The organism is Octadecabacter temperatus (assembly GCF_001187845.1).
Taxonomy (GTDB): domain Bacteria; phylum Pseudomonadota; class Alphaproteobacteria; order Rhodobacterales; family Rhodobacteraceae; genus Octadecabacter; species Octadecabacter temperatus.
Genome location: NZ_CP012160.1, coordinates 2,641,883 through 2,654,734 on the forward strand (window position 1 = coordinate 2,641,883; position 12,852 = coordinate 2,654,734).

Here is a 12,852-nt window from a genome sequence, read left to right on the forward strand (position 1 = left end):
CATAAGAAAGTTGAGAGCATGGACCTCAAACCTTTAACAGCTAATCTGTCCGTCAGCGCGCAAATTCAGACGTCTGATTTAAAGGCGATCAAAGACGCGGGCTTTCGGGCGATCATATGCAATCGGCCGGATGGTGAAGGCGCTGATCAGCCAACCTTTAACGAGATAGCCACGGCTGCAAAAAAGCAGGGTCTTGAGGCCATGTACCTGCCGATCGTGGCGGGTAAAGTGTCCGACAAAGATGCGAGCGACTTTAACCAAGCGCTGACATCGATGCCCGGTCCGGTTCTGGCCTATTGCCGCACGGGGACGCGCTCCGCGACGCTCTGGTCACTCGGCCAAGCTGAGAAGCGCAGCCTTGCTGATATTCTCGCCGCGACAAAAGCTGCAGGCTATGAAATGGGCGGCGTTGTTCGCCGTATCGTAAACGGCGGCAAGACCCCGACCGACACAGGTGATGCGAGCTTCAACGTCGTGATCGTTGGCGCAGGCGCAGGTGGCATCGCCGCTGCTGCAAGCCTCAAGTCCCGCCAGCCTGACTTGGAAATCGCAGTCATCGACCCTGCAGATATTCACTACTACCAACCCGGTTGGACTATGGTTGGCGGCGGCATCTTTGCGCCCGAGCAAACATCGCGCACCATGGGGTCGCTGATCCCCAAAGGTGTCCACTGGATACAATCCGCGGTCGCCGCGTTTGAGCCCGAAAACAACGCCGTGATCCTCGATGGGTGTCGCGTTGTGAAATACGACCGCCTTATTGTCTGCCCAGGTATCAAGCTGGATTGGAACAAAGTTGAGGGCCTCGTCGAAACCCTCGGCCAGAATGGTGTGACGTCAAACTACCGCTATGATTTGGCCCCTTATACCTGGAAACTAGTCAACGGTATGATGGAAGGCCGCACGATTTTCACGCAGCCGCCAATGCCGATCAAATGCGCAGGCGCGCCGCAAAAGGCGATGTATCTGTCAGGTGATGCGTGGCATCGCCGCGGCGTCCTTAACAACATCGACATCCAGTTCAACAACGCAGGCGGTGTTTTGTTCGGTGTTAAGGACTACGTCCCTGCGCTAATGGAATACGTCAAGAAATACGACGCCAACCTCAACTTCTTCCACAACCTCGTGGCCGTCGATGGCCCTGCGAAGAAGGCGTGGTTTGATGTCGCAAAGCCGGACGCACCGGTTGAGCGGATCGAGATGGAATTTGACATGATGCACGTCTGCCCACCACAGACCGCGCCCGACTTCATTCGCGTTTCGCCCTTGGCTGATGCTGCTGGATGGGTCGACGTTGACCAAGCCACGCTGCGCCACAAAACTTTCGACAACGTTTGGTCTTTGGGTGACGTGATGAACGCTCCGAATGCAAAAACTGCCGCCGCAGCACGTATTCAAGCGCCTGTTGTCGCGGACAACATCATCGCAGACATTCGTGGTGGTTCAGCGGCTGCGCAATACAACGGCTACGGCTCCTGCCCGTTGACTGTGGAACGCGGCAAGATCGTTCTGGCGGAATTCGGGTACGGCGGCGCAATGCTACCAAGCTTCCCGAAGTTCATTGTCGATGGCACAAAACCGTCACGCGCTGCGTGGTTCCTGAAAGAAAAGATGCTGCCACCTATCTACTGGAAAGGCATGCTGAAGGGCCGTGAATGGATGGCGAAACCCGAAAAAATCATTGCGAAGTAACAGCTCTAATGGCCCTTGCGACAGAGCAAGGGCCCCTAATTCCTTGAGAACCCGATGAAAACTGACCTAACGCGTTACCTGCCCATCTTAGCATGGGGGCGGACCTACAACCGTTCTGCGCTAACGAATGACCTCGTGGCTGCACTGATCGTGACGATCATGCTGATCCCGCAGTCATTGGCCTATGCGCTTTTAGCAGGGTTGCCGGCAGAAGCGGGTCTTTACGCGTCTATCGTTCCAATCATGCTTTATGCAGTATTCGGAACCAGCCGCGCACTGGCTGTTGGGCCCGTTGCAGTTGTGTCATTGATGACGGCCGCCGCACTGAGCAATATCGTTGAACAAGGCACGATGGGGTATGCTGTCGCGGCGCTTTCTTTGGCAGGATTGTCAGGCGTTATTCTATTGGCGATGGGGTTGTTCCGTCTTGGATTTATCGCCAACTTCCTGTCCCACCCAGTGATTGCAGGCTTCATCACCGCGTCCGGTATCATCATCGCAGCCAGCCAGCTCAAGCACATCTTCGGGATTGATGCACACGGCCACAACCTGCTCGAACTGGTCATTTCGTTGGTCACGCACTTGGGCGAGATCAACTGGATCACCGCCATCATCGGCATCCTTGCGACCGGGTTTCTGTTCTGGGTCCGAAAGGGATTGAAGCCACTGCTACGAAACCTTGGCCTCTCCAGCGGCCTGACAGGTGTCTTGGTCAAAACCGGCCCTGTTGCCGTTGTTGTCCTTACAACGCTCGCAGTTTGGTTGTTTGGTTTGGCGGACAAAGGCGTCAAGATTGTTGGCGAAGTCCCACAAAGCCTGCCACCACTGACATTGCCATCTTTCTCACCCGACCTCCTCGGACAGCTCCTCCTGCCCGCTTTCCTGATCTCGATCATCGGCTTCGTTGAATCGATCTCAGTGGCGCAAACACTCGCGGCCAAGAAACGCCAACGCATTGACCCCGACCAAGAGCTCATCGGGCTTGGCGCGGCCAATATCGGCGCATCACTGACAGGTGGTTTTCCAGTTACGGGCGGATTTTCCCGTTCTGTCGTGAACTTTGATGCGGGTGCTGAAACCCCAGCCGCGGGTGCGTTCACCGCTATTGGCCTGGCGATCGCCGCTCTGGCCCTCACGCCACTGATATACTTCCTCCCCAAGGCAACCTTGGCAGCGACTATCATCGTCGCCGTTCTCAGCCTCGTGGACTTTTCGATCCTAAAGCGCAGCTGGGCATATTCAAAGGCTGACTTCTTTGCAGTTCTCGCGACGATCCTTCTAACGCTCGCCCTTGGCGTTGAGATCGGCGTTTCTGCTGGTGTCGGCCTGTCGATCCTGCTGCATCTCTACAAGTCGTCCAAACCGCACATCGCCGAAGTCGGCCAAGTGCCGAACACCGAACACTTCCGCAATATCCTACGCCACGATGTTCTTACTGACCCGAGCATTGTGACCCTACGGGTCGATGAGAGCCTGTACTTTGCGAACGCACGCTACCTTGAAGACAAAATCCACAATCGCGTTGCTGGCGACAAAGATATCCGCCACGTGATTTTGCAATGCTCTGCCATCAACGAAATCGACCTTAGCGCGTTGGAATCTCTTGAGGCTATCAACGAGCGCTTGCAAGAAATGGACGTCTGCCTTCACCTGTCTGAGGTCAAAGGGCCAGTTATGGACCGCCTTCAGCGCGAACATTTCTTGTCTGAACTATCAGGTCAGGTTTTCTTGACCCAGTTCGAAGCCGTCAAAGAATTGGAATCCAAGTAAGCTTACGCCAATAGTGTTTTGGTTTTTTCTAGGAACATAGCCAGCAGTTTGCCTGCTCGCTCGGTGCTGCTGGATTCTGCATAGCACCGAAATTCAGGCGCGTTTCCGGACGGTCTTAGATGCACGATATCTCCTCCCGCAAACGTCACACGCAAACCGTCGGTTAGATCAACATCTTTCTCAGCAGGCATACCCGTAAAAAACGCTGTTCGCGCCACCGCGTCGGCACACAAGCTCTCAAGAAAGGGGCCAGAAACGTCAGTCGCAATTCCGGTCAATCGGTCCGTTGCAGTAAATCGCGAAGGTAACCCAGCGACCAGTTCAGCCAACCCGCATCCTGCTTTTCGTGCCATGTACAGCGGCGCAAGTATCGGCAACAAACAGTCGCGCGTCATAAGGGGGGCCAACGATCCAGCGGGACCATCAGCCGTATATCCTAGCAGGAAACCGCCATTCGCTTCATACCCAACGACTTTCGTTACGTTACCCGTCTCCATCGCTGCAATCACGTAAGGAGAGCCAATGCGCGTGCGCACGATGTCGCTAAACTCCGGTATCGCATCAACCATCGTATTCGATGAAACAGGCGTACAAATTTGTTCAGCCCCAAGAAGCCGCGCCGTCAATGGTCCAAGCACATCGCCTGCAACAATCTCGCCCGTGGCATCCGCCACCATCGGGCGGTCCGCATCGCCATCGGTCGAGATCAACGCATCAAGGTTGTTTTCTTTGCACCATCCTGCAAGCTGTGCACGTGTTTCGGGGTCAACAGCTTCGGTATCAACCGGAATGAACGTATCCGACCACGCAAGCGGAACCGCTTCGCCACCTAACGCCTGCACTACCTTCACCATAGTTTCCCGCGCAACAGAACTGTGTTGGTAAATGCCGATCCGAAGACCGCGCAAAGCATCCGTGCCGAAACCGTCAACGTAACGCGCAATATATGCAGCGATTGCTTCGCCTTGCGAATTCATCTTTTTGCCGATCCCGTTAGCTACCACCCCAAGCGTCGCGAGGATCGCGACTTCGTCGTCTTTAGAAATCTCACCGTTTGGCGTGTAAAACTTTAGCCCATTTCGATCCGCTGGAATGTGGCTGCCCGTCACCATAATCGCGCTTTGCCCTTCGCTAAGCGCGGCAAGCGCAAGCGCAGGTGTCGGCAATGCCCCGTCCTCAATCGCCGTTCCGCCTGCCGCGGCAATCGCATCAATCACCGCCTTGGCGATCTCGGGTGAAGACGGGCGTAAGTCCCATCCGATGCGAACGGCACTGCCTGTGTCACAGGCTTCTAAAAACGCGTGTGTATACGACGTTACCAATTCTGGGGTCAGCTCAACGACGAGCCCGCGTAATCCACTAGTGCCGAATTTCGGAGCCATTCTGTTCGTTCCCTCAAATATCTTTCAAGACACAATACGCATGCTTGAAGCGCGCATGCCCCTCAGCCATCGCATCGCTTAACGCCGGATCAGGTTCAATCGTTTTAGCCAAAGGTGGTTGGGTTGCCACGTCTAACCCTGCCCCCACAGCAGCCATCAAGCTCAGCCGTGCCGCGCCCAGTGCCGCGCCAAAATCGCCATCCTTGGGAAGGTCTAGCGAAATATTTAATGTACTGGCCAGCATCGATATCCAGTGCTCGGATTTCGAACCGCCCCCCATCGCCAACGCACGATCCAATGTCGTACCCGTCGCGCCAAGCGCATCTTTGCAATCCGCAAAGGCATAACTGACCCCTTGCAACACCGCACGCGCCGCCTCCGTCGCATCCGTTGCATGATCAAGATGCAAAAACTGCCCGCGCACGTTGGAATCGTTATGGGGCGTTCGTTCCCCACCGAGATACGGCAGGAACATCGTTCTACTTGGGGCCGTAACGTCGCCCAAATCGCGCGTCAGGTCGCTTGCAGTTTGTCCTGTTAGCTTGGCCAGCCAGTTCAGCGCATCGGTCGCAGCAAGGACCACACCCATCTGGTGCCAAGTGTCTGGCACAGCGTGACAAAACGTGTGCACGGCCGTCTTTGGATCTGGGCGGTATCCTGCGTTCGCGGCAAACAAAACGCCGGACGTTCCAAGGGATAAGAAACCTGTCCCGTCTTCCACAACACCCGCGCCGATCGCAGCTGCCGCATTATCGCCAGCGCCACCTGCGACCACGACCTGTGGCAATCCAAGTTCAGCAGCAAGATCTGCCCGCAGACGGCCAGACGCAGCCGATCCTTCAACAAGCGTGGGCATCTGGACGCGTTCCAATTGGCACGTCGCGAGTAAATCATCGGACCAATCCCGCGCACCTGTATCGAGCCATGCTGTGCCAGCCGCATCCGACATTTCTGACACGTGCTCACCGGTTAGAAACAACCGCAAATAGTCCTTGGGCAGCAGAATCTTTGCAATCTTTCCGAACACTTCAGGCTCGTTCTTACGAACCCATTCGACCTTGGGCGCAGTAAATCCGGGGAACACGATATTTCCTGTAGTCTCGCGAAACTGCTGGTCACCATCCATTTGCGCCGCCTCAACTTGGCTGCGTGTGTCATTCCACAGCATGCAAGGCCGCAGCACTTTGTCATCAGCGCCGATAAGCGTCGCGCCGTGCATATGCCCTGCCAACCCTATGCCTTTAAGCCGGCTGCAATCTGCCTTGGTACTAAGTGCTCGAAATGCCTCCACGACCGCATCACACCACGACTTAGGGTCTTGCTCGGACCACCCGTCATGCAGGCGTTGCACTGATAACGGCACCGAATGTTCGGCCAAAACCGTTTGGGCGTCATCTACCAAAATTGCCTTAAGAGACGATGTCCCTAGATCTAGCCCGATGAACATGAAGCAGCCTCTCTTGGATGTTTTCCCAGATGAACGTTTACAGGTGCGTTTACGCGAAACCAATCCTTTGCCAAAACCAAGTGTGGTCTTTGTTCATCCGGTATCAAAGACCACATAGTTTCTAAATATTTGTCCGCCCGCATTTTTTTTGGGAAGCAATGGCGAACAAGTTCATGATCACTGGTTGTTCAGATTCGGTGTTCTCAGGTCACGCGACCCTTGGTCTTGTATTTCGGATCATCCCAAATGCGATTGTCCAAGACATCCGCGAGAATCTCGACCGCGCCCAACACGTCGCTTTCATCGATGTATAGCGGCGTGAAGCCAAAGCGGATTAAGTTCGGTGCTCGGAAGTCCCCGATCACGTTCCGCGCAATCAATGCCTGCATCACCGCAAAGGCATTGTCATGGGCGAAGGATACTTGGCTTCCGCGCTCTGCTGCATCACGCGGTGAAAACAACGTCAGGTCGGGGCAGCGTTTTTCAACCTCGTTGATGAACAAGTCCGTCAAGGCGACGGACGCGGCGCGAACGTCCGCCATCTCGACGCCATCCCATACACCCAATGCTGCTTCTAGTGCCGTTAGCTGCAGCACGGGTGGCGTGCCAACCCGCATCCGCTCAATCCCCATCGCGGGGCGATAGTCTTGTTCAAATGCGAATGGCGCATCATGGCCAAGCCACCCTGACAACGCAGGTTTGATGCCCTCAACCACATCAGGGCGGGCATAAATAAACGCCGGCGCGCCCGGCCCGCCGTTGAGGTATTTGTACGTACACCCAACCGCAAACTCACACCCGCAACCAGCGAGGTCGACAGGCAAAGCACCCGCCGAATGCGCCAGATCCCAGATCATCACAGCACCCGCGTCGTGGGCTTTCTTGGTCATTTTAGCCATGTCGTGCATCCGGCCAGAACGGTAATCAACCTGCGTGATCATCACCGCGGCAACCTCGTCCGTAATGGAATCCATCACATCAAGCGGATCAACAATCCGAAGCTCATGCCCTTGCCCGAGTTGTGCAATTAGCCCTTGAGCCATGTACAAATCGGACGGAAAATTGCCACTATCAGACAGGATGACTTTGCGGTCAGGGCGCATTTGCACCGCTGCCGAAAGTGCCTGATAAACCTTCACCGAAAGCGTATCACCCATCGTGACACTGCCCTCAGAAGCGCCAACCAGTTTGCCGACCATGTTGCCCACCCGCATGGGTTGGCCCATCCAGTCATCGACATTCCAGCCCTTGATAAGATGTGCGCCCCATTGATCCGTAACCATTGAACCCAACGCAGAGTTCACGTTTTTCGGCAATGGTCCCAATGAGTTACCATCAAGGTAGATCATACCTTCAGGCAATTCGAATAGGTCTTTTCGGGTGACGGTCATGGGCGAAACTCCTGTGTTACGCCCATGAGTACCTTAGCTGCGCATCAACGAATAGTCCGGATCGTACGGGCCCATCGGGATGATTGTGGCTGGAACGCGCTTGCCCAGAACATCCACTTCAAACGTGGTGCCCTCTGCGGAATGCTCGGGCTTAACAAACGCATAAGCAAGGTTCTTGCCCGTTCGGTAACCCCAATCGCCCGACGTTACGGTACCCACGACGTCGTCGCCAACCATCACGGACGACCCACCATGTGCAGCAGCCTCGACGGTGTCCAATTCCATCGTAACAAATTCAACCGTCTTGCCCGCAGCCACCCGTTTCTCCAATGCGGCTTTACCGATGAAATCACCTTTGTCCATTTTGACAAAACGATCCAACCCAGTCTCAAAAGGGTCAAATTCCGTCAAAATATCGGCCTTCCAGTGCAAGAACCCTTTTTCCATCCGCATGGAATCTACGGCCTTGGCACCGAACATCTTCATGCCAAACGCCTCGCCTGCTTTGCGAAGGGTTTTATAGGCATTGTAGAGATGCGCGTTCGGAATATGGATTTCATAGGCCAACTCACCTGAGAAGCTGACGCCCAGCACTGTCGCAGGCGCAAACCCGATGAAACATTCGCGCGCAGACAGCCACGGGAAGGCCGCCTTGGACCAGTCCAGACGCGACACAGCCGACAGCACATCACGCGCCTTTGGGCCAGCAACAACCAGGATGGTTTGGTCGTTGGTCAGTGATTTGATCTGCACGTCTTCGTCATCAGACATGTGCATCTGCAGCCAGTCCATGTCATGGTATTCAGCCGCCGCCGCTGACCCAAACCAAGCGCGCGCAGGGCCGCGATCCGTTGCGGGAAGGTTCGCAATCGTTGCTTCGCCTTTGACCATGCCGTGGTCGTTCAACATGTAACCAAGGCCGACACGCCCGTCTTTCTTGGTGATGTTGCCGCAGAACATACGGTCGATGAATTTGTGGCGATCTTCACCGGTGATTTCAAACCGGTTGAAACCGTTGACCTCGCAGATGCCAACAGCGTTTTGCACGGCGGCAACTTCTTCGCCGACAATGTCAAAGCTCTCGTCGAACTTGAATGTATGCGTGACATGGAAATCAGGGGTCGGCTTCATGAACTCGACCCGTTCCCAACCATTCACGATGGTAAACTCAGCGCCTTCCGCCTCAAGCACAGGCGTAATCGGCGTTGTCTTCGCGTTGCGGCCAACGGGGCGATGCTCGTTCGGGAAATGGAAGCGGAACTCGTTTTGGTAGTCCTCAATCGCCTTCAGCGCAGTCAGTTCCACGTTGGTGTGGCCCGTGAAACGACGCGGGTCGAGGCACCATGTGTCATAGCAAGCCTCGCCGTGAACGATTTGTTGCGCCAACAACCAACCGTGGCCACCGCCCTCGCCCAGACCAGCCCGCAGTCCGATGATACAGAACGCATTGCGCTTGTTCGGGATCGGGCCAACCAGTGGTGCACCATCAATCGTATAGGTAATCGGGCCGTTGACGATGTTCTTGATGCCCACTTCCATCAACGCTGGCATCCGCTCAAACGCGCCTTCAAGCACGTCCGTTACGCGATCCAAATCGTCTGGGCAGAGATCGTTGGAGAAGTCAGGCGAGATGCCATCCATGCCCCATGTCTTACAATCCTGCTCATAAAACCCGAGAAGCAGACCATCTTTTTCTTGGCGGCAATAGTAATCTGAAATCGGACAACGCAGCAGCGGCATTCGGTGACCTGCTTCAACGATTGCGGGAATTTCATCGGTTACAAAATACTGATGCTCCATAGAAGCGACTGGATGATGAACACCCATCATCGCGCCCACTTCATTCACGCGGTAACCACAAGCATTCACCACGACGTCACAATCGATATCGCCTTTGCTGGTGTGAACCGTCCACGTGTCATCCTTGTGCTGGGTCAGGCCAGTCACGTTGGTTTGGCGATACACTTCTGCACCCGCCTTGCGCGCACGTCGCGCCAACGCCTGACACAAGGAAGCCGGATCAATGTCACCGTCGCTTGGGTCCCATAGACCGCCCAACAGGTTGTCCGTTGAAATCAGTGGATGGCGACGCGCGCATTCTTCGGCGTCGAGCACCTCGAAATCCACGCCCATGCCCCGCGCCATTGATGAAAAGTGTCGATAGCCATCCATCTGCTCTTCGGTGTTGGCCAAACGAATGCCGCCGTCGCCATGGTTGTACTGCACGGGGTAGTCCGCATCATCGCGCAGCTCTTTATACAGATTGATCGAATGGGTCTTCAGCCCGACCATCGTTTGATTGCCGCCGAAATTCGTAACCTGCGCGGCGGAATGCCATGTTGTGCCACTCGTGAGCTCATCACGTTCCACCAAAACAACGTCCGTCCAACCCTCTTGGGTCAGATGATACAGGGTTGAGCAGCCGGCAATGCCGCCGCCGATGACTACAGCTTTGGTTCGAGTTTTCATGGAGGCATCCTTTGGTATCTACACCTCAAATCTGACCAGATCGAAGAGAGTCGCGCAATCCAGTCAAACACCAGCAAATCAATGATTTCGATTTACCGAAGTATCTGAAGCCCACCATTCAGAAATGGCAACCGCTGCTCAGCAGTCGCGAAAATGCGCTCTTTTATAAAGAAGCGGATATCCTCGGCCATTTGGTGCGGCAGTTCCCCCAACGCCCCGCGTCGGGCATGAAGCGCCATACGGCGAGAGAACGCAGGAACGGGCAATGGGAGCGCCCGCACAAGATCACCCGCCAGCGGTGTTCCAAAGTATGTAAGCGCGGACGTGATCGCCCATCCACCCAGCTCAGCGGTCATCGCAAACAAGGCCTGATTGGTCGAAAACTCAAAACTTCGTGCTGGTTGTAGGTTGGACCTGCGCAACTGCGCTTCAATCTGCCGTCCAATCTGCAGTTCAGATGCATAGCGCACGAAAGGACTGGCTTTCAGCTGCTCAACGTCCGGCGCGTCGCCGAGTTCAGGTGCTGCAACCAAGATAAACGGATCGCGCAAGATCGGGTGTTGTTCCACCCAATCAGCTTCTGCAACCGTATCCACAGCCAGCATCAAATCCACAGCGCGTGTGCTGAGTGCTTCGTTGTTCTCATGGCTTGCGCCGCTGCTCAGCGTAAACGCAATATTCGGAAACGCCTTTGTTTGCTTAACCAGCCACGGGGCAATTACCGTGGCATCCAACTCTTCAATCGAAGCAATCCGAACGGACATTGGCGGCATTTGGTCCGCTGTGACCAACCGCGCCTTAGCCGCACTTACATCATCCAAAAGCTGTTTGGCCGGATCAAGGAACATCGCGCCCGCCTTAGTCAGCCTGAATTGACGTGCCGAGCGCTCAATTAATTTCGCACCAAGCGCCGCCTCAAGCCCAGCGAGCTGTTGGGAAACGGATGACGGACTAATGCCAAGACGATGCGCGGCTTTGGTGACGGATTGTGCTTCAACGGCCGCCACAAATGTCTGTGCGGCGCGGAATGTGAAAGGGGGCGCTTGATTCTCCATATAGGAATCAACGTTTCTGATTTTCCGCATCTTGTCCACGATACTTGCATGAAAGCCCTTCAACGTTGACGCTTCTCCTATGACAGAACCCAAATCATCCCGCCGCGCAGGTGGCCGCGCGGCCCGCCACGCCAAACGCGCGGTTCCAGTTGCTGTGAACCCCGCCGCACCCGGGCAAATTGGCGGCCAGTACCGCCCACTGTCTGAAGCCGAATGCCAGGCGATCTATGACACGGCGTTGCGCTTGCTGTCTGAGCTTGGAATGGGTGAAGTCCCAAAACGTTTGTGGGACGACCTAATTGAATCAGGGTGCAATGACCTTGGGTCGGATCGCATCGGGATGCCGCGCGCATTGGTTGAAGACATTATCGACAAGGCCGCCAAGATATTTCCCCTGCATGGCCGTGATCCAAGCCGCACCATCGAAGTTGGCGGGGACAAAGTTTATTTCGGCACGGGCGGAGCAGCGGTAAACACGTTGGACCGCGACACGGGTCTCTATCGCCCGTCAACCTTGCAAGACTTGCATGATTTCACCCGCCTGCAAGACGCGCTTGATAATGTCGCTTGGTTCACCCGTTGTTGCATCGCCACCGACGTTCCCGACATGCTCGATCTTGACGTGAACACAGCCTACGCGTTGATGCGCGGCACAACGAAACCTGTCGCGACTGCGTTCACCATCGCCGAGCACGTTGATCCGATCGTCCACCTATTCGACATTGCAGCGGGCGGCGAAGGCGCGTTCGCAAAACGCCCGTTCGTGAAAACCCACATCAGCCCCGTGATCTCGCCGATGCGCTTTGGCGAAGACGCCGTTGATGTAGTTTATAAATGCATTGAGCATAACATTCCGATGTCGTGCATCACGGCGGCACAGGCTGGCGCGACGGCCCCAGCGACCCTCGCAGGTTTCCTCGCCCAGTCATTGGCCGAAACGCTGGCGAGCCTTGTCATGGTCAACGTCATTTCCCCTGGCTTTCCGATGATATTCTCCAACTGGCCTCTGGTGATTGACCTGCGTTCCGGCGCGTTTGCCGGTGGTGGTGGCGAAACTACCGTTCTCAACGCGGCCTCTGCGCAACTGTCCAACTGGTTGGGTCTACCGTCCGGTGTGGCGGCGTCCATGACTGACGCCAGGGCGCTGGACACGCAATATGGTGTTGAAAAGGGCATGACATCCGTGGCCGCAGCCCTCGCAGGTGGGAAACTTATCTATGAATCATCGGGTATGACGGCGGCACTGCTGGGCGCGTCGTTTGAAGCCTTCGTGCTTGATGATGAAATGCACGCCATGACCTACCGCACACTACGCGGCATAGAAGTAAGCGACGAAAACCTTGGCTTTGACGCGATCTGCGCAGCCATTCTGGGCGACGGCCATTTCCTTGGGTCCGATCACACCTACGCCGCAATGGAGCGCGATTATCACTACCCATCCTTAGCCGATCGTGCACAACCCAAGACATGGGCAGACGCAGGCGCGCAAACCGCGGCGGACCGCGCGAAACAGCGGGTAGATGACATCCTAAGCACCCATAATCCTGCGCATTTATCCGCCAAGCAAGACGCGGAAATCCGCGCGACATTCAACATCATCGACTAACACGCCCTTGACCTTTGCAGTCCAAGCGTGAAGCGTGGCG

Annotated in this window: 8 protein-coding genes; 3 read left to right on the top strand and 5 right to left on the bottom strand. The window is 55.6% G+C overall.

Translation table 11 applies throughout. From position 1 onward, the window contains the following. Positions 1–18: 18 nt before the first annotated feature. Positions 19–1,692, top strand: a complete 1,674-nt coding sequence (locus OSB_RS13240; RefSeq protein ID WP_049835442.1) for a bifunctional protein tyrosine phosphatase family protein/NAD(P)/FAD-dependent oxidoreductase — start codon at positions 19–21, stop codon at positions 1,690–1,692. Between the two features lie 54 nt (positions 1,693–1,746). Beyond that, positions 1,747–3,462: a SulP family inorganic anion transporter gene (locus tag OSB_RS13245; protein WP_049835443.1), complete on the top strand. Its 1,716-nt coding sequence runs from the start codon at positions 1,747–1,749 to the stop codon at positions 3,460–3,462. A 2-nt stretch (positions 3,463–3,464) separates the two neighbouring features. On the opposite strand, the gene OSB_RS13250 is transcribed toward OSB_RS13245, so the two are convergent. The 5 genes from OSB_RS13250 to OSB_RS13270 form a co-directional block, all read right to left on the bottom strand. Next, positions 3,465–4,844: a phosphomannomutase gene (locus tag OSB_RS13250; protein ID WP_049835444.1), complete on the bottom strand. Its 1,380-nt coding sequence runs from the start codon at positions 4,842–4,844 to the stop codon at positions 3,465–3,467. Positions 4,845–4,857: 13 nt separating this feature from the next. Then, positions 4,858–6,291 (bottom strand): xylulokinase, encoded by a 1,434-nt coding sequence (gene xylB, locus OSB_RS13255; RefSeq protein WP_049835445.1) that lies wholly within the window; start codon positions 6,289–6,291, stop codon positions 4,858–4,860. Between the two features lie 203 nt (positions 6,292–6,494). Then, the gene (gene kynU, locus OSB_RS13260; protein WP_049835446.1) at positions 6,495–7,682 is read right to left on the bottom strand and encodes a kynureninase; all 1,188 of its coding nucleotides are present in this window, start codon (positions 7,680–7,682) and stop codon (positions 6,495–6,497) included. Between the two features lie 33 nt (positions 7,683–7,715). Beyond that, positions 7,716–10,151: a GcvT family protein gene (locus OSB_RS13265; protein ID WP_049835447.1), complete on the bottom strand. Its 2,436-nt coding sequence runs from the start codon at positions 10,149–10,151 to the stop codon at positions 7,716–7,718. Positions 10,152–10,243: 92 nt separating this feature from the next. Continuing rightward, the gene (locus tag OSB_RS13270) at positions 10,244–11,206 is read right to left on the bottom strand and encodes a LysR family transcriptional regulator (RefSeq protein WP_159435587.1); all 963 of its coding nucleotides are present in this window, start codon (positions 11,204–11,206) and stop codon (positions 10,244–10,246) included. Between the two features lie 79 nt (positions 11,207–11,285). Between OSB_RS13270 and OSB_RS13275 the strand changes: the two genes are divergently transcribed. Beyond that, positions 11,286–12,812, top strand: a complete 1,527-nt coding sequence (locus OSB_RS13275; RefSeq protein ID WP_049835449.1) for a trimethylamine methyltransferase family protein — start codon at positions 11,286–11,288, stop codon at positions 12,810–12,812. The last annotated feature ends 40 nt before the right edge of the window (positions 12,813–12,852 follow it).

Coding starts and splice junctions, on each gene's coding strand:
- OSB_RS13240 (WP_049835442.1), top strand. CDS start 19: ATGGACCTCAAACCTTTAACAGCTAATCTGTCCGTCAGCGCGCAAATT.
- OSB_RS13245 (WP_049835443.1), top strand. CDS start 1,747: ATGAAAACTGACCTAACGCGTTACCTGCCCATCTTAGCATGGGGGCGG.
- OSB_RS13250 (WP_049835444.1), bottom strand. CDS start 4,844: ATGGCTCCGAAATTCGGCACTAGTGGATTACGCGGGCTCGTCGTTGAG.
- xylB (WP_049835445.1), bottom strand. CDS start 6,291: ATGTTCATCGGGCTAGATCTAGGGACATCGTCTCTTAAGGCAATTTTG.
- kynU (WP_049835446.1), bottom strand. CDS start 7,682: ATGACCGTCACCCGAAAAGACCTATTCGAATTGCCTGAAGGTATGATC.
- OSB_RS13265 (WP_049835447.1), bottom strand. CDS start 10,151: ATGAAAACTCGAACCAAAGCTGTAGTCATCGGCGGCGGCATTGCCGGC.
- OSB_RS13270 (WP_159435587.1), bottom strand. CDS start 11,206: ATGGAGAATCAAGCGCCCCCTTTCACATTCCGCGCCGCACAGACATTT.
- OSB_RS13275 (WP_049835449.1), top strand. CDS start 11,286: ATGACAGAACCCAAATCATCCCGCCGCGCAGGTGGCCGCGCGGCCCGC.